The organism is Streptomyces litmocidini (assembly GCF_014649755.1).
Classification (GTDB): domain Bacteria; phylum Actinomycetota; class Actinomycetes; order Streptomycetales; family Streptomycetaceae; genus Streptomyces; species Streptomyces litmocidini.
Genome location: NZ_BMTQ01000001.1, coordinates 623,888 through 645,596, shown reverse-complemented (window position 1 = coordinate 645,596; position 21,709 = coordinate 623,888). Strand labels below are relative to the sequence as shown.

General features: G+C 73.0%; 23 protein-coding genes. 9 read left to right on the top strand and 14 right to left on the bottom strand.

Annotated features, from left to right (window positions below; genetic code table 11):
- Nucleotides 1-30: 30 nt before the first annotated feature.
- Nucleotides 31-1,068 carry an acyltransferase family protein gene (locus IE180_RS02920; protein ID WP_229860255.1) on the top strand — a complete coding sequence of 346 codons (1,038 nt, stop codon included), beginning with the start codon at nucleotides 31-33 and terminating at the stop codon, nucleotides 1,066-1,068.
- A 209-nt stretch (nucleotides 1,069-1,277) separates the two neighbouring features.
- Here IE180_RS02920 and IE180_RS02915 read toward each other — a convergent pair whose 3' ends face one another.
- The 3 genes from IE180_RS02915 to IE180_RS02905 all read right to left on the bottom strand — a co-directional run bounded on the left by IE180_RS02915 (nucleotide 1,278) and on the right by IE180_RS02905 (nucleotide 4,397).
- Nucleotides 1,278-2,258 carry a sigma-70 family RNA polymerase sigma factor gene (locus IE180_RS02915; protein WP_190155121.1) on the bottom strand — a complete coding sequence of 327 codons (981 nt, stop codon included), beginning with the start codon at nucleotides 2,256-2,258 and terminating at the stop codon, nucleotides 1,278-1,280.
- Nucleotides 2,259-2,342: 84 nt separating this feature from the next.
- Complete coding sequence (locus IE180_RS02910; protein WP_373302648.1) at nucleotides 2,343-3,050, bottom strand: L,D-transpeptidase; 708 nt, start codon at nucleotides 3,048-3,050, stop codon at nucleotides 2,343-2,345.
- 90 nt (nucleotides 3,051-3,140) lie between these two features.
- Nucleotides 3,141-4,397, bottom strand: coding sequence for an MFS transporter (locus IE180_RS02905; RefSeq protein ID WP_190155120.1), 1,257 nt, complete (start codon nucleotides 4,395-4,397; stop codon nucleotides 3,141-3,143).
- A gap of 62 nt (nucleotides 4,398-4,459) precedes the next feature.
- Between IE180_RS02905 and IE180_RS02900 the strand changes: the two genes are divergently transcribed.
- Complete coding sequence (locus IE180_RS02900) at nucleotides 4,460-5,455, top strand: LysR family transcriptional regulator (RefSeq protein WP_190155119.1); 996 nt, start codon at nucleotides 4,460-4,462, stop codon at nucleotides 5,453-5,455.
- Between the two features lie 32 nt (nucleotides 5,456-5,487).
- On the opposite strand, the gene IE180_RS02895 is transcribed toward IE180_RS02900, so the two are convergent.
- Nucleotides 5,488-6,270 (bottom strand): alpha/beta hydrolase, encoded by a 783-nt coding sequence (locus IE180_RS02895; RefSeq protein WP_190155118.1) that lies wholly within the window; start codon nucleotides 6,268-6,270, stop codon nucleotides 5,488-5,490.
- Nucleotides 6,271-6,427: 157 nt separating this feature from the next.
- Nucleotides 6,428-7,207, bottom strand: a complete 780-nt coding sequence (locus tag IE180_RS02890) for a GNAT family N-acetyltransferase (RefSeq protein WP_190155117.1) — start codon at nucleotides 7,205-7,207, stop codon at nucleotides 6,428-6,430.
- 91 nt (nucleotides 7,208-7,298) lie between these two features.
- Here IE180_RS02890 and IE180_RS02885 point away from each other — a divergent pair, with 91 nt between their 5' ends.
- Both IE180_RS02885 and IE180_RS02880 read left to right on the top strand, forming a co-directional pair.
- Nucleotides 7,299-8,453, top strand: a complete 1,155-nt coding sequence (locus IE180_RS02885; RefSeq protein WP_190155116.1) for an adenosine deaminase — start codon at nucleotides 7,299-7,301, stop codon at nucleotides 8,451-8,453.
- Nucleotides 8,454-8,627: 174 nt separating this feature from the next.
- Nucleotides 8,628-8,993 carry a hypothetical protein gene (locus tag IE180_RS02880; RefSeq protein ID WP_190155115.1) on the top strand — a complete coding sequence of 122 codons (366 nt, stop codon included), beginning with the start codon at nucleotides 8,628-8,630 and terminating at the stop codon, nucleotides 8,991-8,993.
- A gap of 74 nt (nucleotides 8,994-9,067) precedes the next feature.
- Here the strand turns inward: IE180_RS02880 and IE180_RS02875 are convergent, their stop codons facing one another.
- From IE180_RS02875 to afsQ1, 5 genes are all read right to left on the bottom strand, one after another.
- Nucleotides 9,068-9,268 carry a PspC domain-containing protein gene (locus IE180_RS02875; protein ID WP_190155114.1) on the bottom strand — a complete coding sequence of 67 codons (201 nt, stop codon included), beginning with the start codon at nucleotides 9,266-9,268 and terminating at the stop codon, nucleotides 9,068-9,070.
- Between the two features lie 89 nt (nucleotides 9,269-9,357).
- Nucleotides 9,358-9,939: a VanZ family protein gene (locus tag IE180_RS02870; RefSeq protein WP_190155113.1), complete on the bottom strand. Its 582-nt coding sequence runs from the start codon at nucleotides 9,937-9,939 to the stop codon at nucleotides 9,358-9,360.
- Nucleotides 9,940-10,075: 136 nt separating this feature from the next.
- On the bottom strand, nucleotides 10,076-10,681 hold the full coding sequence (locus IE180_RS02865) for a hypothetical protein (protein WP_190155112.1): 606 nt from the start codon (nucleotides 10,679-10,681) through the stop codon (nucleotides 10,076-10,078).
- Nucleotides 10,678-12,210, bottom strand: coding sequence for an ATP-binding protein (locus IE180_RS02860; protein ID WP_190155111.1), 1,533 nt, complete (start codon nucleotides 12,208-12,210; stop codon nucleotides 10,678-10,680). Before IE180_RS02860 ends, IE180_RS02865 begins: the two co-directional genes overlap by 4 nt.
- Entirely contained in the window at nucleotides 12,207-12,884 is a 678-nt protein-coding gene (afsQ1, locus tag IE180_RS02855) for a two-component system response regulator AfsQ1 (protein ID WP_017239746.1), read from the bottom strand. The genes IE180_RS02860 and afsQ1 overlap by 4 nt, the downstream gene beginning before the upstream one ends.
- Before the next feature lie 168 nt (nucleotides 12,885-13,052).
- On the opposite strand from afsQ1, the gene IE180_RS02850 reads away from it, so the two are divergent.
- On the top strand, nucleotides 13,053-13,775 hold the full coding sequence (locus tag IE180_RS02850) for a SigE family RNA polymerase sigma factor (RefSeq protein ID WP_190155110.1): 723 nt from the start codon (nucleotides 13,053-13,055) through the stop codon (nucleotides 13,773-13,775).
- A gap of 186 nt (nucleotides 13,776-13,961) precedes the next feature.
- On the opposite strand, the gene IE180_RS02845 is transcribed toward IE180_RS02850, so the two are convergent.
- Nucleotides 13,962-14,657, bottom strand: a complete 696-nt coding sequence (locus IE180_RS02845; RefSeq protein WP_190155109.1) for an ATP-binding protein — start codon at nucleotides 14,655-14,657, stop codon at nucleotides 13,962-13,964.
- Between the two features lie 52 nt (nucleotides 14,658-14,709).
- On the opposite strand from IE180_RS02845, the gene IE180_RS02840 reads away from it, so the two are divergent.
- Complete coding sequence (locus IE180_RS02840) at nucleotides 14,710-15,108, top strand: hypothetical protein (protein ID WP_190155108.1); 399 nt, start codon at nucleotides 14,710-14,712, stop codon at nucleotides 15,106-15,108.
- 219 nt (nucleotides 15,109-15,327) lie between these two features.
- Here the strand turns inward: IE180_RS02840 and IE180_RS02835 are convergent, their stop codons facing one another.
- Genes IE180_RS02835 through deoC form a run of 3 tightly spaced genes read right to left on the bottom strand, consistent with a single transcriptional unit; the run spans nucleotide 15,328 to nucleotide 18,615 of the window.
- Nucleotides 15,328-16,221, bottom strand: a complete 894-nt coding sequence (locus tag IE180_RS02835; RefSeq protein WP_190155107.1) for an aldehyde dehydrogenase family protein — start codon at nucleotides 16,219-16,221, stop codon at nucleotides 15,328-15,330.
- Nucleotides 16,214-17,650 carry an aldehyde dehydrogenase family protein gene (locus tag IE180_RS02830; RefSeq protein ID WP_190155106.1) on the bottom strand — a complete coding sequence of 479 codons (1,437 nt, stop codon included), beginning with the start codon at nucleotides 17,648-17,650 and terminating at the stop codon, nucleotides 16,214-16,216. The genes IE180_RS02835 and IE180_RS02830 overlap by 8 nt, the downstream gene beginning before the upstream one ends.
- 5 nt (nucleotides 17,651-17,655) lie before the next feature.
- Nucleotides 17,656-18,615 (bottom strand): deoxyribose-phosphate aldolase, encoded by a 960-nt coding sequence (gene deoC, locus IE180_RS02825; RefSeq protein WP_190155105.1) that lies wholly within the window; start codon nucleotides 18,613-18,615, stop codon nucleotides 17,656-17,658.
- A 250-nt stretch (nucleotides 18,616-18,865) separates the two neighbouring features.
- Between deoC and IE180_RS02820 the strand changes: the two genes are divergently transcribed.
- The 3 genes from IE180_RS02820 to IE180_RS02810 all read left to right on the top strand — a co-directional run bounded on the left by IE180_RS02820 (nucleotide 18,866) and on the right by IE180_RS02810 (nucleotide 21,688).
- Nucleotides 18,866-20,095, top strand: a complete 1,230-nt coding sequence (locus IE180_RS02820; RefSeq protein ID WP_190155104.1) for a hypothetical protein — start codon at nucleotides 18,866-18,868, stop codon at nucleotides 20,093-20,095.
- A gap of 191 nt (nucleotides 20,096-20,286) precedes the next feature.
- The gene (locus IE180_RS02815) at nucleotides 20,287-20,928 is read left to right on the top strand and encodes a class F sortase (RefSeq protein WP_190155103.1); all 642 of its coding nucleotides are present in this window, start codon (nucleotides 20,287-20,289) and stop codon (nucleotides 20,926-20,928) included.
- 34 nt (nucleotides 20,929-20,962) lie between these two features.
- Nucleotides 20,963-21,688 (top strand): PH domain-containing protein, encoded by a 726-nt coding sequence (locus tag IE180_RS02810; protein ID WP_190155102.1) that lies wholly within the window; start codon nucleotides 20,963-20,965, stop codon nucleotides 21,686-21,688.
- Nucleotides 21,689-21,709: the final 21 nt, after the last annotated feature.

Genomic DNA, 21,709 nt, shown 5'->3' with positions numbered 1-21,709 from the left:
GCGCGTGTGCGGCGGTTCCCGCTCGCGCGCGTGAAGAGCACGGCGGCGAACCGCTCCGATCGGCTGTACGTGCTCGACGGGATGCGGCTGCTCGCCGCGCTCATGGTCGTCATGTACCACTACATGGCGCGTGGCGGCTGGGAGACGCACATCGCCACGGTCTTCCCGGACCGGTTCCGCTTCGCCTCGTACGGCTACCTCGGCGTCCAGTTCTTCTTCCTGCTCAGCGGCTTCGTCATCTGCATGAGCGCCTGGGGACGGCCGTTAAAGACCTTCTTCGTCTCGCGGGTGATCAGGCTCTACCCGGCGTACTGGTTCGCGGTCGTCGCGACCACGGTCACCGTCACCGTGATACCCGGTGGGCGGCGGCACCTGCCCTGGTACGACGTCCTGGTGAACCTGACCATGCTCCAGCAGCCGCTCGGCGTGCGTTCGGTCGACACCGTCTACTGGACCCTCTTCGCGGAGCTCCGCTTCTACCTGCTCTTCGCGCTGGTCGCCTGGTTCGGCCTCACCTACCGGCGCGTGGTCCTCTTCTGCTGCGGCTGGGGCGCGGCCACGATCCTCGTCGCGAAGGCCCCGCCCGGGCCGCTGCGGACGCTGCTGGTGCCCGAGTACAGCTGGTTCTTCATCGCCGGCATGGCGTTCTACCTGATGTACCGGTTCCGTCCCAACCTGCTCCTCTACGGCATCGTCGCGGTCTCCTTCTGTGCCTCCCTCGGCCCCACCGTCGACGAGTTCGAGAAGCTCGCGTTCCTGGGCCGGCGGCACGTCTGGCCGGTGGGCGTGGCACTGGCCTGCATGTTCGGTGTCGTCGGCCTGGTCGCCACCGGCCGGTTCGCGCGCGTCCGGTGGCGCTGGCTGACGGTCGCCGGGGCGCTGACCTACCCGCTGTACCTGATGCACCAGGTCATCGGCTGGGAGGTCATGTTCTACCTCAAGGCGTACGACATCGACGCCCGTGTGCTCGTCGTCTCGATGGCCGCCACGATGATGCTCGCCGCCTACCTGGTGCACAAGTTCGTCGAGACGCCCCTCAGCCGCCACCTCAAGCGTCGGCTCTTCTAGGTTCTGTCGTCATCGGGCCGGGCGCGGGGCGTCCCGGTCCGGTCCGGAGCATCCGGATCTGTTCCCTCACGGCGGAGAACCGGGTGCGGTCGTGGGCGGGGCCGCCCGTGACGACGAAGCCGGGCGGACGGCCCCGGCCGGACGAACTCCCGCCCGGCATCGGACAGCTCATGGCGACGCATCGCGACACCACGACCCACCAGCAGTGATCATTCGAAGCCACTGTCCAGCCGCGCCGGCAGGTCGAAGAGCGGGAACCAGCGCTCGGTGTCCAGGAAGAAGTCCATCCCGGCGACCTTGCCGTCCCGCAGCTCCAGGACGATCAGCGCCCACGGGCTGTAGCCGCCCGCCGGGTCCGGGTGGTAGTGGGCGAAGGCCGGCGAGCCGTTCGCCACGGTCGGGACCAGCTTCGAGCCCCGGCACACGTCGCCGACGCCCAGCATCCAGCCGACGATGTTCTCGTGGCCCTGGAGCCACAGGTCGTACGGCGGCATGGACATCGTCGCGTCCTCGTGGAGGAGCGCCGTCAGCGCCTTCATGTCGTAGCCCTCGAAGGCCGCGACGTAGCGCTCCAGGAGCGCCTGCTGCTCCTCGTCCAGCGGGTTCGCCGGGTCGGAGGCGGCGGGCGCCTGTTCGACGAGGGTCGCGCGGGCCCGCTGGAGGGCGCTGTTGACGGAGGCGACGGAGGTGTCGAGGAGCTCGGCGACCTCGCTCGCCTTCCACGCGAGGACCTCGCGCAGGATGAGCACGGCCCGCTGCTTGGGCGGCAGGTGCTGGAGCGCGGCCACGAAGGCGAGCCGTACGGTCTCGCGGGAGACGGCCGCCTCCGCCGGGTCGCCGGCCGAGGGCAGGACCCGTCCGTCGGGGACGGGCTCCAGCCAGGTGATCTCCGGCTGCTTGACGAGCTGTGCCTGTGCGACGGGCGTCGGCCCGGTCAGGTCCATGGGCCGTGCCCTCCTGTTCCCCGCGTTCAGCGCGTCCAGGCAGACGTTGGTGGCGATCCGGTACAGCCAGGACCGCAGCGAGGAGCGGCCCTCGAAGGAGCCGATGGCCTTCCAGGCGCGGACCATCGTGTCCTGCACCGCGTCCTCCGCCTCGAAGGAGGATCCGAGCATCCGGTAGCAGTAACCGGTCAGCTCCCTGCGGTACTTGTCGAGATCGTCGGTCGTCGCGGTCGCGGCGTCGCTCATCGGGTCCACACCCCACTCACCCCTCACCGGCACCCGTCCGGTGCCGGTGAGAGGGAAGCTACCGCAGCGGACTGACAGCCGGGGTCAGGTTCCCGGCTTGCGTCCGTAGACGAAGACGTCGTCCCCGTTCCTGAGCAGGTTCCAGTACGCCTTGGCGTCCTTCGACGTCATGTTGACGCAGCCGCCGGAACCCGGCGGGTTCCACATGGACTTGGTGGTCGAGTGGAAGGCCTGGCCGCCGTCGAAGAACTGCGAGTACGGCATGGAGACGTGGTAGAGCGTCGACCAGTGGTTGATGTTCCGCCAGTAGATCTTCTTGGCGCCGGTACGGGTCTCGGTGCCGTCCTTGCCCGTGCGGACCGGCACCGGGCCGTACGTGAGGCGCGAGCCGTCCTGGATCCAGCTCAGCTGGCGGGTCAGGTCGACGCAGGCGATCCGGCCCTTGTCGGTCGGGCAGGCGCCCGAGCGGTTGGGGTCGGTGCCCGCGGCCCTCTGCTGGAGCATGGTGTTCATGGTGCGCCACGTGACCGGCCCGGCGTACCCCATGGTCGGGGTGATGCCGTGCTTGCGCTGGAAGGCCTGGGTGGCCTGACAGTCGGCGAGCGACTGGCGCCCGTCGACCGGCCGTCCGAGGAACTTCTCCACCTGCTTCTGGTACGGCCCCGTCGTCACGTTGCAGGACGCCGCCTGCGCTGGGGCCGCACCGAGCGCGATCGTCATCGGCACCACCAGCGAGGTGATGCCGGCGGCGATTCCCGCCCTTTTGCCCATGTGCCGGGCGATTCGTTTCATGATCGTCAACTCCCCCTCGGGTCCCTGTCCTTGAGGACGTACGGGGGAGTGTGACGGTTGCGCGGTCCGCGCGGGAGAGGACGAATCGGGTCAGGCCGCCAGGTGCAGCCGCCGCGCCTCGACGCGCGCGCTGTGCGAGCCGTACAGGGTGACCGAGACGACCCCGAGGACCGCGACCAGGCCGATCAGGACCGTGCCCGCCCAGCCGCCCGCGTGGAAGGCGATCGCGCCGAGCGTGCCGCCCGCGCTGCTGCCGAGGTAGTACGCGGACTGGTACAGCGCCGAGGCCTGCGCGCGGCCCGTCTTCGCCGTGCGGCTCACCGAGGAGGAGGCGACCGCGTGGCCCGCGAAGAAACCGGCCGTGATCAGGACCAGGCCCGCGAGGACGAGGGCGAGGGAGTCCGACAGCGAGAGCAGCAGGCCCGCCGCCGTCGTGGAGACCGCGAGGTACAGCGCGCCGCGCCGGCCGAGCCGCCCGACGAGCCCGCCGGCGGCCGCCGAGGAGACCGTGCCGACCAGGTAGATCAGGAAGATCGAGCCGATCACGCCCTGCGGCAGCGAGAACGGGGCCTCCACCAGGCGGTAGCCGATCACCGTGTACACGGCGCCGAAGACCGTCATGAACAGGGCGCCGATCACGTACAGGCGCAGGAGCAGCGGGTCGGCGAGGTGGCCCCGGACGGTCCGGGCCAGCGCCTTCGGGTTCAGCGTGCCGGGGGTGAAGTGCCGGGCCTTCGGGAGCAGCGCCCGGAAGACGAGCACGCAGGCCAGGGAGGTCAGGCCGACGGCGGCCAGACCGGCGCGCCAGCCCCACAGCTGGGCGACCCAGCCGGTCACGAGCCGCCCGCTCATGCCGCCGATCGAGTTGCCCGCCACGAAGAGGCCGATCGCGCCGATCAGCGCCCGGGGCCGCACCTCCTCGGCGAGGTACGCCATCGCGGAGGCCGGGAGGCCGGCCAGCGCGGCGCCCTGGACGGCGCGGAGCGCGATCAGGGACGCCAGGTCCGGGGCGAGCGGCACGAGGAGCGCCACGGCGACCGCGACCGAGAGGGAGGCCGTCATCATCGCGCGCCGCCCGAAGCGCTCGGAGAGGGCGCTGAGCGGCAGGACGCAGAGGGCGAGGGCGCCGGTGGCGGCGGAGACCGTCCAGGAGGCGGCGGAGGCGGTGGCGCCGAACTCGGCGGAGATGGCCGGGAGGAGGGCCTGCGTGGAGTAGAGGAGGGCGAAGGCGGCCAGCCCGGCGGCGAAGAGCGCGAGGCTCATCCGGCGGTGGCCGGGGGTGCCGGGGGCGAGGCGGGTGTCGGCGGACGCGGTGGTGGCGGCCGCCTTGGTACTGGCGGAAGGCATGTCACGAACGTAGGCCGGTCCGTTTCATGCGTCCAATGCACGGAACTGCTGTAATCGTTCCCATGGTGCATGAGTACAGGTCACAGCCTCGCCTGTCACCGAACAGTAACGAAGAAGACATGGGACCGCTGCTCGCGCCGCGGCTCGCGTACTTCGCCGCCGTCGCCCGGCACGAGCACGTGACCCGCGCCGCCGCCGAGATGGGCGTGCCGCAGTCGACGCTCTCCCGGGCCATGGTCCGGCTCGAACAGGACCTCGGCGTCACCCTCTTCGCCCGGCGCGGCCGCACGGTCTCCCTCACCCCTGCCGGCCGCCGCTTCCTCACCGCCGCCGAGCGGGCCCTCGCCGAGGTGGAACGGGCCGCCGACACCGTACGGGCCGACGCCGACCCGGCCGCCGGACGCGTCGCCTTCGGCTTCCTGCACACCATGGGCTCCGAGACCGTCCCCGGCCTCATCCGCGCCTTCCGCGTCGACCACCCGAGGATCCGCTTCACCCTCGTCCAGAACTACGGCGAGGCCATGATCGAACGGCTGCGCGCCGGCGACCTCGACCTCTGCCTGACCTCACCCGTGCCGGACGCCCCCGACCTGGTGGCCCGCCGCCTCGACGAGCAGCGGCTGCGGCTCGTTGTCCCGGACGACCACCGGCTCGCCGGCCGCAAGCGGGTGCGCCTCGCCGAGGCCGCGGACGAGACCTTCGTGACCCTGGAGCCGGGGTACGGGCTCCGCCGCATCACCGACGACCTCTGCGCGGAGGCCGGCTTCAGGCCGCGGGTCGCCTTCGAGGGCGAGGAGGCCGAGACCCTGCGCGGCCTCGTCGCCGCCGGCCTCGGCGTCGCCCTGCTGCCCCCGCCCGCCGTCCCCCGCCCCGGCGTCGTCGAGCTGACCGTCACCGCGCCGCGCGCGGTCCGCGAGATCGGCGTGGCCTGGCTGGACGGCCACCCGGACACGGCCCCGGTGGCCGCCTTCAAGAAGTTCCTGCTGAGCAGGCGCGGCCACCTGCTGCCGAAGGAACCGTCGCCTCCGGCCCTGGAGGACCCTTCGGCGCCGGCGTGAGCCCCGTACCTCCCGGTCCCCGGCGCGGGCCCTCAGCGCCGGCGCGGGCCCAGGCCGCCGCCGAAGCCCGCCGCCAGCGGCATCCGCAGGCCGAGCGGCGGGGGAGCGGCCATCGCGTCGGTCACCGGCCGGGAGACCGGCCGGCCGAAGAGGGCGCCCAGTACGAAGTCCGCGGCCAGGGCCCGGACCTCGGCCGCGTACTGGCGCAGCGCGTGGCCGTCCGAGTGCACCTCGAAGCGGCAGGTGTCCCGGTTCGCCTTCTTCGCCCGCTCGGCGAACCGGAACGACAGCTCCGGGTCCGTCCGCGCGTCGTTCGTGCCGTGCACGAGCAGCACCCTGCGCCCCACCAGCTGCCGCACCGGCTCCGGTTCCGCCGCCACGTCCTCCTCCGGCAGCCACGGCGCGAGCGCGAGCACCGCGGCGACCGCGGGATGCCCGGCCGCCCGCAGCGCCGCCCGCGCCCCCATCCCGTGGCCGGCCAGGCAGACCGGGACGTCGCCGTAGCGCCGTACCGCCTCCGCGACCGCCCAGGAGGCGTCCGCCACGAGGTCCGCGTCCGCCCCGTTCCAGCCGCGCGCCCGATAGCGCACCACGTGCGCGGCGAGTTCCTCGGACCGCCCCTCCCGGGCCAGACCGCGTCCCAGCGGAAGCATCGCCGTGTGCGCCCGCGCGGAGGCCCGCCGCGCCGACACCGGCTCGCCGTCCGGCAGGAGCAGCACCACACCGCCCACCGCCGACGTGCGGGAACCTCCAACAGGCCGTCCGAGCCGGGGTCTCCGTGCTTCGGGCGGCCCCACGAGTGCGAAGTGCGCCATGACAGAACAGTCTCAGAAGCGGAGGTGTACGACACCCGTACGCGGGGTCAATTGGTGGTGAAGAATGTCCGCGCCTCCGCGAGGACGGGCGTGCGGCCCGGCGGGGCTCGACCGGACGCCGGCCGGGGGCCGCGCCGGGCCCGTACGGCCGTGCGCGTCAGACCCGTTCGAAGCGGGCCGTCGAGCCGATGGGGGCGAAGCCCTTCCGGGCGTACCAGTGGCGCGGCCAGTCGTCCGCGCGGGCGGTGAGGAAGCGGATCGGGCAGCCCGCGTCGGCGGCCTCGCGCAACGCCGTGTCCAGGGCCTTCCCCGCGTACCCCCGCCCGAGGTGGGCCTCCACGGTGACCAGGTCCTCGATCTGTGCCACCCCGGCCGCCGGGTCCATGTACAGGTCGACCCACGCGGCCACCTCGCCCTCCGGCGTGTGCACGGCGAAGAACCGCACGACGTCGGCGCCGCGCAGCCGGGCCACCCGCCGCTCCACCAGGTCGCGGAGGTGCTCCGGCGTCGCCTTCGGGGCGAACCGCGGCCAGGAGGCGGCCACCGGCCCGCGCAGCTCCTCGAAGCCGACCTCCCGCGCCCCGCCGTGCTCCGGCACCGGGCCGGTGTGCGCCATGAGCAGGGTGGTGGCGTGCCGGTACCCGGCCCGTTCCATCGGCGCCCGGCAGGCCGCGGCGACCGTCTCGTCGAGGACGTAGGAGAAGCGGTACGGGAGGTGGGCGAGCGCCTCCTCCGCGTACCCGGGCAGCGCCTCCGGGTCCACGTCCCCGTGGACGAACACGTGGTTGTTGCCGCGGGAGTTCGGGTAGGCGTCGTCGAGGACCGCGAAGGCGCCCGGGAAGTCGACGGTGCGGGCCGCCTGGCGGCGGTGGAAGCCGGTCAGGAAGCGGTGGACGTGCGGGAGCGGGGACGCGGCCGTGGCGGAGGTCGAGGTCATGCGGGCAGGCTAGGCGGGCGGCCCCGGCCCCGTCACGAGAAATCGAGCGCCGCGAGGGGCGTTCTACGCGCGTAGGGGCTAAAGTGCGGAGATGACGAGCCAGACCCCCAACGTCCCCACCGCGGACCAGATCCGCCGTGCCCCGAAGGTGCTGCTCCACGACCACCTCGACGGCGGACTGCGCCCCGGCACGATCATCGAACTCGCCCGGGAGCAGGGCTACGAGCAGCTCCCCGAGACGGAGCCCGACAAGCTCGGCATCTGGTTCCGCGAAGCCGCCGACTCCGGCTCCCTGGAGCGGTACCTGGAGACCTTCGCGCACACCTGCGCCGTCATGCAGACCCGGGACGCCCTCTTCCGCGTCGCCGCCGAGTGCGCCGTCGACCTCGCCGAGGACGGCGTCGTGTACGCGGAGGTGCGCTACGCCCCCGAGCAGCACCTGGAGGGCGGTCTCACCCTCGAAGAGGTCGTGGAGGCCGTCAACGAGGGCTTCCGCGAGGGCGAGCGACAGGCCAGGGCCGACGGCCACCGCATCCGCGTCGGCGCCCTCCTGACCGCCATGCGGCACGCCGCCCGCGCTCTGGAGATCGCCGAACTCGCCAACCGCTACCGCGACTCCGGCGTCGTCGGCTTCGACATCGCCGGCGCCGAGGCCGGCTACCCGCCCACCCGGCACCTCGACGCCTTCGAGTACCTCAAGCGGGAGAACAACCACTTCACGATCCACGCCGGCGAGGCCTTCGGGCTGCCCTCCATCTGGCAGGCGCTCCAGTGGTGCGGCGCCGACCGGCTCGGCCACGGCGTCCGGATCATCGACGACATCGAGGTCGCAGACGACGGCTCCGTCCGCCTCGGCCGCCTCGCGGCCTACGTCCGCGACAAGCGCGTCCCGCTGGAGATGTGTCCCTCCTCCAACCTCCAGACCGGCGCCGCCGCCTCGTTCGCCGAGCACCCCATCGGCCTGCTCCGCAAGCTCCACTTCCGGGCCACGGTCAACACCGACAACCGGCTGATGAGCGGGACGAGCATGAGCCGGGAATTCGAGCTGTTGATCGACGCATTCGACTACACGCTCGACGACATGCAGTGGTTCACGGTCAATGCGATGAAATCAGCGTTCATTCCTTTCGATGAACGACTCGCCATGATCAATGAGGTGATCAAGCCCGGTTATGCCGAGCTGAAGTCCGAATGGCTGTTCCAGCAGACCGTCACGACCAGCGATTCTTCCCGTACGGCGGGCTGAGAAGCGCCTCGTGAAGGGGGTGGGAGCGGCCGGGGCGAGACGACACCCGGCCGCTTTCCGGTGTTTGCGAAGGCGACGTTCGCTGGTTAGGTTGCAGAGCCGCTCTCGATTCCCAGGATTTCCCCTCCCGGCTTTTCACCGAAGCCCCCGGATTCCCCCAAGGAAGATTTTCTGATGAAGCAGTCTGCCGCCAAGAAGCTCGGTGTCGCCGCTCTCGGTGCCGCTTTCGCCGCCGCCGCCGCCGGCACGGCCTCCGCAGCGCCGTCCCTGCCGCTCGACGCCGACGCGCTGGGCACGGTGTCCCAGGCCGTCCCGCTCGGTGACGGCCTCACCACCCTCCCCGACGGGGCCGCCGAGTCCCTCGGCGCCGGCCAGGGCGCCCTCGGCCAGGGAGTCGACCAGGGCGTGAAGACCCTCCCGGCCGCCGCGGGCCAGGCCACCCAGAACCTCCCGCTCGGCGCCGCCGCCGGCGGCCTCGGCGCCACCCCGCTCGGCGGCCTCCTCGGCGGCCTGCCGCTCAACGGCCTCCCGCTCGGCTGACCCGGGCCCCCACGCGCCGAAGGGGCGCGCACCCGGTCCCGGGTGCGCGCCCCTTCGGCGTGCCGGTGCGACGGCTACCAGGCCGTGCTCGCGGTCTTCTCCGCCGGCAGGAAGATCCACAGTCCCAGGTAGATCAGGAACTGCGGGCCCGGCAGCAGGCACGAGACCAGGAAGATCAGACGCATCGTCGTCGCGGAGGTGCCGAAGCGCCGGGCCAGCGCCGCGCACACCCCGCCGAGCACGCGTCCGTCACGGGGGCGGATCAGTGCGGCCATGGTGGGCTCCTTCGGAGTCGGTCCGGGAGCCGCTCCTCCGGGCTCCCGATGACTCCATGCTCCCGCGGGACGGGGGACGAAGCGTCGGCCTACGGGGCGATCGGGACCCTGGAAATCGTCGGGGTCGCACCCTGAGGGGCCTCGTCCCGCAGCGGGGCGGGCCCTCCGCCCGGCGTGCTCCCCACGGAGGAGGACGACCTCCCCGCCTCCCACCTGCGGCGCAGCCGGGTCCGGCCGGCCGGGACCACCAGGAGGTGCGCCAGCGCGACCCCCGTGGTGTTCAGGAGCACCGAATCCACGTCCACGACCTGACCCGGCACCGCGGTCTGCAGCAGCTCCACGGCCAGCGACACCAGCGCGCCCGCGGCGGTCGTACGGGTCAGGGAGGCCCACCCGGAGACGTGGAGCCGTCCGTCGGCCATCGGAAGCAGCACCCCGAGCGGGGCCAGGAGCGCCAGGCCCTCGCCGATCAGCCGGGCCGCCTCGGTCCCGCCGAGCGCGAGAACGGTGCGCAGGCCGTGCAGCGGGATCGTGTTCGGCGCGGTCACCCAGGCCACGTCCCGTGGGCGCAGACTGACCCAGGCGACGAGCAGCAGATGCGCGAGGAGGAGGACGAACCCCGCCACGCGGACGACCACGGCGGCACTGCCGCCCGAACCTTGACGCTGCACGTCCCCCAAGACGCCCCCGACACCGGAATCGGTTCCGCCCCGCCCGGCGGGACGACGGCCCGCACGGCGGGTGCGGGGCCCCGCAGGGCGCGGGCCCGCACGGGAGCGCCGCCCCGCCGGGGCACGGACCAGGGGGTCAGGGAGCCGGTGGGCTCGGGGGCGGGGTGGTCGGGGGAGGGGAGTCCGGGCGTTCGCGGAGTTCCGTCGTGCACCGGTACCGCTTCGGCGCGTACGCCCCCGGCCCGCCCAGCAGGGCCGTGTGCCCGCCCGCACCCGCCGAGCTCTCGGCGATGGTGCAGACGAGCTGCGACAGCGCCGTCGGCGCCAGGTCCTCCGGCTGGCGGCTCAGCCGCAGCGTGCCCGCCGGGTCGCCCCGGTGCCCGCCGCCCACGGTCAGCGGGCCGCGCACCTCGGTCGTGAAGCCGGCCTGCCGCTCGCTCTCCGAGGGCTCGGCGAGCAGCTGCGCGAGCAGCCGTCCGGCGGTCCGCACCGGATCGCCGGGCACCTTCTCCTCCGGCAGCGGCGACCGCCGGTCCACCGCCTCCAGCTGGGAACCGCAGACCAGGAACACCCGGACCGGCACGCCCTGCGCCGCCGCCTCCGTCGTGCCGTCCTCGGTCACGCTGCACGGCACCCGGGAGGGGGCCGCACCCGCGTCCACCGGGACCGACGTGGTCCGGATGCCGCAGCCGGTGACCAGCGCCGTGAGCGCGGCCGCCAGGACATAGACGCGACGCCTCACGCTTCCTCCACCTCGCCCTGGCTGCTGCGGGTCTGCACCTCGCGCGTGATCCCCGACGCGTCCAGCGGCAGCCGCAGCACGAACACCGCGCCGTCGACCTTCCCGTCCTCGCCGACCGAGTTCGACGCCGTGATCGAACCGCCGTGGATCAGCGCGTTCTCCATGGCGATCGACAGGCCGAGCCCGCTGCCGTCGGACCGCGGCCGGGACGCGCTCGCCTTGTAGAAGCGGTCGAAGACGTGCGGCAGCACTTCTTCCGGGATGCCGGGGCCGTGGTCCCGCACCGCGATGACCAGCTCGTCCTCCTCCGTGCGGACCGAGACCCGCACCGGCGAACCGCCGTGCTTGAGCGCATTGCCGATGAGGTTCGCCAGGATCACGTCGAGGCGCCGCGGGTCGAGCGGCGCCACGATCCCGCGCTCCGCGTCGAGCTCCACGGCGTCCAGCCAGGCCCGCGCGTCGATGCACGCGGTGATCTGGTCCGCGATGTCCACGTCGTCGAGGACGAGCCGCGCGGTGCCCGCGTCGAAGCGGGTCACCTCCATCAGGTTCTCCACCAGGTCGTTGAGGCGCCGGGTCTCGCTCACCACGAGCGCCACCGCCGGGGCGATCATCGGGTCCAGGGAGTCCTGCTCGTCCTCCAGGACCTCGGTGACGGCCGTCAGCGCGGTCAGCGGGGTCCGCAGCTCGTGCGACATGTCGGCCACGAAACGCCGCGAGGACTCCTCCCGCGCGCTCATGTCCGCGACCTTCTTCTGCAGCGACTCGGCCGCGCTGTTGAACGTGCGGGACAGATCGGCCAGTTCGTCCGCGCCGGAGACCCGCAGCCGGGTGTCGAGCTTGCCCTCGCCGAGCTGCCGGGCCGCCTCGCCCAGCCGGTGCACCGGGCGCAGCACGGTCGTCGCCGCGACCTGCGCGAGCAGCACCGAGCCGGCCACCGCGAGGGCGGTGGCGATCCCCAACGACCAGGCGAGCGAGTTCAGATCGGCCTTCTCCGCGGCCAGCGACTTGAACATGTACCCGGCGGGCCCGCCGCCGTCGATCCGCGTGCCGCCGACCAGGTACGGCGTCCCGTTCCGCTCCGTACGCTGCCAGAACAGGTGGTACGGATACGGATTGGCGTCCGTCACCGGCCGCTTCGTGTCCACGGCCTCCCGCAGCGGGCGCGGCACGTCGGCCAGGGTGAAGTCGTCCGGGTCCGAGGCGCCCACGATCGGCTTGCCCGCGTCCCGCTCGCCGAGCAGCAGCACCTGGTAGTCCGCGGCGCTGTCGGACGCCATCTGCTCGGCGGTCCGCCGCAGGTCGTCCTGGGTGGGCCGGAGCGGCAGCGTCGCCGTACGGTTCTGCATCTCCTGCCGGAAGTCGCCCAGCGCCCCGTCCTGGGTGCGCGTCAGCACCGCCTCGCGGTTGAGCCAGTACGCGATGCCGGAGGCGGCGACGGCCGCGGTGAGCGCGACGAGGGCGAAGACGACGACGAGCCGCAGCCGCAGGCTGGAGAGCCGCAGCCGCGCGTAGATCCCCTTGCTCACGCAGGAACGTCCAGTCGGTAGCCGACACCGCGCACCGTACGGATCAGCGTCGGCGAGGACGGCACGTCCTCCACCTTGGCGCGCAGCCGCTGCACACAGGCGTCGACGAGCCGCGAGTCGCCCAGGTAGTCGTGTTCCCACACGAGCCGCAGCAACTGCTGGCGGGACAGCGCCTGTCCGGGCCGCCGGCTCAGCTCCAGGAGCAGCCGCAGCTCGGTCGGGGTGAGCTGGAGGTCCTCGCCGTTCTTGGTGACCGTCATCGCCGAACGGTCGATCACCAGGGAGCCGTACGTCGCCGAGTCCGTCGACTCGCGCTCCCCGCGCCGCAGGACGGCCCGGATGCGGGCGTCGAGCACCCGCCCCTGAACGGGCTTCACGACGTAGTCGTCGGCGCCGGACTCGAGTCCGACGACCACGTCGATGTCGTCGCTGCGCGCGGTCAGCAGGATGATCGGCAGCTGGTCGGTCCGGCGGATCCGCCGGCAGACCTCGAAGCCGTCGATGCCGGGCAGCATGACGTCGAGCACGACCAGGTCGGGCCGCTGCTCGCGCAACAGCTGGAGACCGTCCTCGCCCGTCGCGGCGGTGGCCACCCGGTGGCCCTGCCGGGACAGGGAGAGTTCGAGGGCCGTGCGGATGGCGTCGTCGTCCTCGATCAGCAGCAGAAAAGGCACGGCGACATTCTGTCGCATGGGCCGTCCGAGATCGACCGCTCCCGGACTCGCTTCCGTCTCGTTCCCTGTGACACGGCTGTGACAGTCGACGGACAACGCCATGAAGTCCGGGCGGCAAGCTTCTTGGCACACGGACCGAAACACACTCCAACCGACGGGGGGCGCGAGATGAACGCACTGCACAGCACCACCTCAAGCGCAGTTGTCACGCGTCTCCACGACGTCGTGCGGAGCACGGAGAAGTCCGGCGGTGTGAACGGACGGGGGTGCGTTCGCGGCGTCGGGCGTCAGCGCAAGGCGCCGTACATGGTGGCCGTTGCTGACGGGGGAGCGGCGTACGGGGAGGTCACGGGGGAGCGCTCCGGCTGTTCGGAAGCCGAGTTCACGGCTTACGTCCAGGAGCGCCGGGCCTCCCTGTACGCCACCGCCTACCACCTCACCGGAGACCGGTTCGAGGCCGAGGACCTGCTCCAGAGCGCGCTGTTCTCCACGTACCGCGCCTGGGACCGGATCAGCGACAAGGCCGCCGTCGGCGGATACCTGCGTCGCACCATGACCAACCTGCACATCAGCGCCTGGCGCCGGCGCAAGCTCAACGAGTACCCGACCGAGGAGCTGCCGGAGACGGTCGGCGAGACGGACGCGATGCGGGGCACCGAGCTGCGCACGGTCCTGTGGCAGGCCCTGGCCCGCCTGCCCGAGCTCCAGCGGACGATGCTGGTGCTGCGCTACTACGAGGGCCGGACCGACCCGGAGATCGCGGAGATCCTGGACATCAGTGTCGGCACGGTGAAGTCGAGCATCTGGCGCTCGCTGCGGCGACTGCGCGAGGACGAGGTGCTGAGCTTCGGCCGTGACGAGGAGGAGTCCTTCGGCGAGCTGGTGGCCTGAAGGTCGGGGGGAACGCGCCCGGGGCCGACGGGGGACACGGCGGTCCGGGGCGCACGGGGGAACACGGGGGGACCGTACGGGGGTACGGGGGACACGACGCGGGGCGTACGAGCCGGGGGGCTCGCACGCCCCGCGTCGTCGTGTCGCGCACGCGGGAGCGGGCGGGGCGCCCGCGCGGAGGTGAGGTCAGTTCGCCGCCGGCGTGCGGTGGCGGCCCGCCGCCGCTGCCGCCAGGCGGCCCAGCGCCTCCGGCTTCGCGCAGGGGTGTGCCCCCAGGGCGGTCTGGCGGGCGACGATCGCGCGCTCGGCGCGCATCAGGCGCCAGCCGCGGCGCAGCAGGAACGGGACGGACTTGCGGCCCTCGCGGAGGTCGCGCAGGAGCCGGCGGCGGAAGGTCGTCGAGGGACGGCCGCGCAGGCACAGCGCGTCCGCGAGGACGTCCAGTTCACGGCAGCGGGTCACGATCTCGGCCGCGAAGATGCCCTCCGCCACGAAGAGCGGGGTCCGCGCGATGTCGAGCAGCTCGTGGCCCGTCCGGGAGCTGGTGGCGATGTCGTACACGGGGACGTCGGTCCGTCCCGTACGGCACAGCTCGACGATCGCGGCGACGGCGGCGTCCGCGTCCCAGGACCGCGGGGAGTCCCAGTCGATGTCCGTGCTGCCCTCGACGAGCGGGAGCGACGGGTCGTCGGCCTCCTTGTAGAAGTCGTCGAGGCGCAGAACCGGAAGGCCGGCGAGGGCGGCGAGGGACGACTTGCCGGAGCCGGAGGGGCCCGCGAGCAGGACGACCCGGGTCGGGATCGGTTGGGAACTCACGGAACACCAGTGTGAGGCATTCCCCCGTCCAGGGGACCACCGAGGAAGGCCGTTGGTATCGAGCATCACACCTCCACTACTGTCGGTGCCCGCTCGATCACCCCTCGGAAGGACCTCCATGGCGCGTCACGCAGCCTCCCGGACCCCCCGCCGCAGCGCTCTGCTCAGGGCCGGTCTCACCGTCACGGCGGCGGGCGCCGCGATGATCGGCGCGGGTGCCGGGGCCCAGGCCGCCGCCCCGGTGCCGCTGCCCCTCGACTCGCTGAGCCGGACGGACGCCGGCGCGGCCGGGGCGGGTGCGCTGGACGGCGTCACCCACGGCGTGGGCCCGCTGACCCGCCTTCAGCTCGACCCGCTGGCCAACACCGGCGTCGACCCCCTCGACAACGGTCTCGGCACGCAGGTCGCCGACTTCAAGCCGGTCGGCACGAACCTGGTCACCGACCACGTCACGAAGGGCGGCGCGGTCGCCGACCTGCCGGTGGCCGGTCCGCTGACGCGGGGGCTCCTTCCGTAGGCCGCAACGGGATCTCCCGTACGGGCCGGGCGGCGGCGAAGGCGAGCACGGCCGTGCCGAGCGGGGCCCCGTGGACGCCGCTCGGCACCGCCGCCCGGAAGGCGGTGAGCCGGTCCGTGTTCCGGGCGGGGCCCGAGAGGACCGGTCCGGCGCGCCGGGGCGTGACGGAACGGCCCCTGGGCAGTGCTGCTGCCCAGGGGCCGTCCGGTGCGGCGCCGTCTAGTACGAGGAGCCGCTCGCGCCCAGCGAACCCGTGGGGTGCCAGACCGTCTTGGTCTCCAGGAAGGCGGTCATGCGCTCCGTGCCGGGGGACTCGGTGAAGTCCTCGGTACGGGGGCGCAGGACGCGCTTCAGGTTGTCCGCCGCCGCGACCTCCAGGTCGCGGGCGAGGTCGCCGTCGGTCGCGCCCGTCAGGTCGATGGCGTTGACGTCCTGGTGGGCCGCGAGGTGCGGGCCCATCTCGGAGGCCTTGCCGGAGAGGATGTTGACCACGCCGCCGGGAAGGTCGGAGGTGGCCAGGACCTCGCCCAGGGAGAGGGCCGGGAGGGGGGCCTTCTCCGAGGCGATCACGACCGCCGTGTTGCCCGTCGCGATCACCGGGGCGATCACCGAGACCAGGCCGAGGAAGGACGAGTCCTGCGGGGCCACGACCGTCACGACGCCCGTCGGCTCCGGGGTCGACAGGTTGAAGTACGGGCCCGCGACCGGGTTCGCGCCGCCCACGACCTGGGCGATCTTGTCGGTCCAGCCCGCGTACCAGACCCAGCGGTCGATGGCCGCCTCGACGGCCTCGGCCGCCTTGTTCTTGGACAGGCCCTCCGCGTGCGCGACCTCGTGCACGAACTGGCCCTTGCGGCCCTCCAGCATCTCGGCGACGCGGTAGAGGATCTGGCCGCGGTTGTACGCGGTGGCGCCCGCCCAGCCGCCGAAGGCCTTGCGCGCGGCGACCACCGCGTCACGGGCGTCCTTGCGGGAGGAGAGCGGCGCGTTCGCCAGCCACTTGCCCTTCGAGTCCGTCACCTCGTACACCCGGCCGCTCTCGGAGCGGGGGAACTTGCCCCCGACGTACAGCTTGTAGGTCTTGAAGACACTGAGGCGCGTCACATCAGACATCGAGGTAGGCCTCCAGACCGTGGCGGCCGCCCTCGCGGCCGAAGCCCGACTCCTTGTAGCCGCCGAACGGCGAGGTCGGGTCGAACTTGTTGAACGTGTTGGCCCAGACGACACCGGCCCGGAGCTTGTTGGCGACCGCGAGGATGCGGGAGCCCTTCTCCGACCAGATGCCGGCCGACAGGCCGTACTGGCTGTTGTTGGCCTTCGCGACGGCCTCGTCGGGCGTGCGGAAGGACAGCACCGACAGGACCGGTCCGAAGATCTCGTCGCGGGCGATCCGGTGCGCCTGCGTGACGTTCGTGAAGAGCGTCGGGGCGAACCAGTAGCCGGCCGACGGCAGCTCGCACGCGGCGGTCCAGCGCTCGGCGCCCTCCGCCTCGCCCTGATCCACCAGCGAGGTGATGCGGGCCAGCTGCTCGGACGAGTTGATCGCGCCGATGTCGGTGTTCTTGTCGAGCGGGTCGCCGAGGCGGAGCGTCGAGAGACGGCGCTTGAGGCTGTCGAGCAGCTCGTCCTGGATCGACTCCTGGACGAGGAGGCGCGAGCCCGCGCAGCAGACCTGGCCCTGGTTGAAGAAGATGCCGTTGACGATGCCCTCGACGGCCTGGTCGATCGGCGCGTCGTCGAAGACGATGTTGGCGCCCTTGCCGCCCAGCTCCAGGGTGACCTTCTTGTGGGTGCCGGCGACCGTGCGGGCGATCTGCTTGCCGACGGCCGTCGAGCCGGTGAAGGCGACCTTGTTCACGTCCGGGTGCGCGACCAGGGCCGCGCCCGCCTCCCCGTACCCGGGAAGGATGTTGACGACGCCCTTCGGCAGCCCGGCCTGGCGGCAGACGTCCGCGAAGAACAGGGCGGAGAGCGGGGTCGTCTCGGCCGGCTTGAGCACGACGGTGTTGCCGGTCGCGAGCGCCGGGGCGATCTTCCACGCCAGCATGAGGAGGGGGAAGTTCCAGGGAATGACCTGGCCGGCCACGCCCAGCGGGCGCGGGTTCGCGCCGTGGCCCGCGTGGTCGAGCTTGTCGGCCCAGCCCGCGTAGTAGAAGAAGTGCGCGGCGACCAGCGGGAGGTCCGCGTCGCGGGTCTCCCTGATCGGCTTGCCGTTGTCCAGGGTCTCCAGGACGGCCAGCTCGCGGCTGCGCTCCTGGATGATCCGGGCGATCCGGAAGAGGTACTTGGCGCGCTCGGAGCCGGGCAGCGCCGACCACTTCTCGAAGGCCTTCCGGGCCGCCTTCACCGCGCGGTCCACGTCCTCGGCGCCCGCCCGGGCGACCTCCGAGAGCACCTCCTCGGTGGACGGGGAGACGGTCTTGAAGACCTTGCCGTCGGCGGCGTCGACGAACTCGCCGTCGATGAACAGGCCGTAGCTCGGCGCGATGTCGACGACCGAGCGCGACTCCGGTGCCGGTGCGTACTCGAATGCAGATGCCATGTTGATCAGTCCACCGTCACGTAATCGGGGCCGGAGTAACGGCCGGTCGCCAGCTTCTGGCGCTGCATCAGCAGGTCGTTGAGCAGGCTGGAAGCGCCGAAGCGGAACCAGTGGTTGTCCAGCCAGTCCTCGCCCACGGTCTCGTTGACGAGAACCAGGAACTTGATCGCTTCCTTGGTGTTGCGGATGCCGCCGGCCGGCTTCACGCCGATCTGCACGCCGGTCTGGGCGCGGAAGTCCCGCACCGCCTCCAGCATGAGGAGGGTGTTCGCCGGGGTGGCGTTGACCGCGACCTTGCCGGTCGAGGTCTTGATGAAGTCCGCGCCCGCCATCATGCCGAGCCAGGAGGCGCGGCGGATGTTGTCGTACGTGGACAGCTCGCCGGTCTCGAAGATCACCTTGAGACGGGCGCGGTCGCCGCACTCGGCCTTGATCGCGGCGATCTGCTCGTACACCTCCATGTACCGGCCGGCGAGGAAGGCGCCACGGTCGATGACCATGTCGATCTCGTCGGCGCCGGCGGCGATCGCGTCGGCGGTGTCGGCCAGCTTCACGGGGAGCGCGGCGCGCCCGGCCGGGAAGGCGGTGGCGACCGAGGCGACCTTGACGCCCGAGCCCGCGACGGCGGCCTTGGCGGTGGCCACCATGTCGGGGTAGACGCAGACGGCGGCGGTCTTCGGGGTCGTGCGGTCGGTCGGATCGGGGTTGACGGCCTTGGCGGCGAGCGCCCGGACCTTGCCCGGGGTGTCCGCGCCTTCGAGCGTCGTCAGGTCGATCATGGAGATGGCCAGGTCGATGGCGTACGCCTTGGCCGTGGTCTTGATCGAGCGGGTGCCGAGGGACGCGGCGCGCGCCTCCAGGCCGACGGCGTCGACGCCGGGCAGCCCGTGGAGGAAGCGGCGCAGCGCACCGTCGGACGCGGTCACGTCGGCGAATGCGAGAGCTGCGGGTGCAGTGGTGGGCATGGTCACCAGTCGAGCATATCTACGCGCGTAGCGACCTGTACAGGGGAGCTCGATCGGCGAGCCCGAGGTCACAGGGGCCCTCCGGCGCGGTGATGCCCGTCACGCGCCTGTGACACGGAGCGGACGGCTCCCGAATACAAGATCAATAGATTTTCTTCCAGCAGCCAGCCAGACCTCACCGGACACAGTCGGACCGAGAAAAAGCGGCATGCGGCTCTCCCATCCACCTGCCTGATTCCCAGGAGTCGTTATGCGCACCGCCCTTCGCACCGCCATCGCCACCGCCCTCGTCGCGGGCGTCGCGATCACCGCCCCGGCCCTCACCGCCGGCGCCGCCTTCGCCGCCGACGGTCCGGCGACCACCGCCACGCCGGCCGCCACCGCTCCGGCCACCGGCACCGAGAAGGCGGCGGACACGAAGGGCCGGAACACCCAGGAGGACGGCGTCTTCGTCCGGAACCAGATCCTCCCGAACGGCGCCACCGCCCGCATCGTCAAGCTCGGCGACACCCACTACCGCGCCGAGATCCTCAAGGAGGGCCAGCGCGTCGGCACCCTGGAGGCCGACGGCCACCCGGTCGCCGGCAACGACGACGGCACCTTCCTCGTCCTCTTCGAGACGGGCCTGACCTCCACCTGGCAGGGCAACTACCTGCCGGGCGCCCGCCCCGGCGTCTACGAGCTGGCGGACGGCACCCGCGTGGAGCTGACCCTGAAGCACGGCGGCTACGACCTGCGCACCGTCGAGAAGAACGGCGAGGGCCGCGTCCTCGTCCACCTGAACGGCACCCGCGAGGTCGGCGTCCTCGGCAAGGCCGTCCTCGTCGTGGAGCCCGACGGCGGGTTCGCCGCCCACATCGACGGCGGCACGCGGCAGGCCGCCCCGAAGCCCGTCGGGGCCTCGGACGCCACGCCCGCCCCCGAGCCCACCCCGGGCCCCGTCGTCACCCTCGGCGACTGCACCGTCCAGCAGGTCGTCCCCTCGGTCTTCGGCGAGGGCTGGGAGGTCACCCTCACCCACGACCTGGAGAAGGGCCCGAAGGCCGTCCTCAAGGACGACCACGGCAAGGTCCAGGGCACCGCCGACCGCGCCCACCCCTTCGACGGCCGCAGCGGTCTCAAGATCGAGGGCGCGGACACCCTCGCCCCGCGGTTCGGCCAGCGCACCCAGGGCGGCGACACGCCGTTCCACTGGACCGCCTTCCCCAAGCTCCCCAAGGGCTGCGAGAAGGACACCGCCACGCCCGCCCCGGCGCCGTCCGCCACCACCCCGGCGCCCGCGGGCAACACCGGCACCACCGTGAACAACGGCGGCCAGACCTCCGTCGTCCCGAAGGGCGGCGTCGCGGCCGGCGCCGAGCTCGCCGCCGAGGGCGACTCCACCGCGCTGATCGCCGCCGGTGCGGGCGCGGCCTCGCTCGCCGCCGCGGGCCTCGGCTTCGTCGTCCTGCGCCGCCGGGCCGCCGGCGCCCGCGGCTGACCCGTACGGCACGGGCGGTACGCCCTACCCGTACCGCCCTCACCCGTACCGCGCCCCGCCCCGGCCGCCCGCGGCCGGCCCCGTACCGCCCCCTGCCCTCGACCCGAGCAGGCATCACCCCACCCCACCCCACCCCGGGCCGGTCGCCGCGTCCCGCGCGGCGGCCGGCCGCACCACGTCGGAGCCTTCCCGTGAACCGTCGCAGCCCCCGGCCCCGTACCGCCGCCGTCCTCCTCCTCGCCGCCGCCCTCGCCGCGCTCACCGGCTGCTCCGCCGGAACCGACCCGGGGGCCGCCACCCCGCCCGCCCACATCTCGCGGGCCACCGCCCCGGCCGCCCCGAGGACGACCGCGGCCCCCGCCCGCCCGCTGGCGCGCTCCCTGCCCGTCCGGGTCCGGGTGCCCGCCGCCGGGGTCGACGCCGGCTCCGTCCTCTCCCTCGGCCTGAACGCCGACGGCACCGTCGAGGTGCCCTCGGTCGCGGACGCCGACCGGATCGGCTGGTACGACAAGGGCGTCACGCCCGGGGAGACCGGCCCCGCCGTCCTCATCGGCCACTTCGACACCGCGCGCGGTCCGGCCGTCCTCAAGAACGTCTCCCGGGTCCGGATCGGCGACGAGATCACCGTGACCCGCGCCGACGGCACGACCGCAGTCTTCCGCGTCCGGGATCTGCAGCAGGTCGACAAGGACGCCTTCCCGACGGCCGAGGTGTACGGGAACACCACCCGCCCCGAGCTGCGCCTCGTCACCTGCGGCGGAGAGCTGGTCGACGGCCACCGGCCCGACAACATCATCGTGTACGCGGATCTGGTGGCCACGCGGGCCGCCTGAGCCCCACCCCTCCCCCTGAGGCACAATCGGCGGCATGACGACCCCCGAGCCGACCCCCGAGCCCAGCCACGAGCCGAGCCGCGAGTCGACCCCCGAGCAGCCGTCCGCGGGGCAGGACCCCGGCGGGCAGGCCCCCGCCGCGCCCGCCGCGCCCGCCTCCGCCGACAAGGTCCACCGGTCGCCCCTCGGCGTCGCGAGCGGGATCTTCCTGCTGCTCCTCGCGGCCCTGTTCGCCGCGGACGCGATGGCCCGCGGCGAGGGCCGCACGCCCTGGCTCGTGCTCGCGGCCCTCGTCCTCGTCGTCCCGCTGATCGTCGCCTTCACGATCCGGCCCGCCGTGTACGCGAACGAGGACCGGCTCCGGATCCGCAACCCGTTCCGGTCCATCACGCTGCCCTGGGCCTCGGTCGCCGACGTCCGCGCCGGCTACTCCAGCGAGGTCTTCACGCAGGAGGGCGTCAAGTACCAGCTGTGGGCGATCCCCGTCTCGCTGCGCCAGCGGAAGAAGGCCGCCCGCAGCGCCGCCCGCGCCTCCCAGGACGATCCGCACGGCCGTACCTCCGTCACCGCCGACGTGCGGAACAGCGCCTCCCGGTTCGCGCCGGCCGACAAGGCCGTCACCGAGCTGCGCGAGCTCGCCGAGCTGCGCGCCACGGCGCCGGGCGCGCAGGGCGAGCCGCGGGTGCGCTGGGCGTACGAGATCGTCGGCCCCGCGCTGGCCGGGCTGCTGCTGCTCGTGGTCCTGCTCGCGACGGGCTGAGCCCGGATCCAAGCTCCCGGA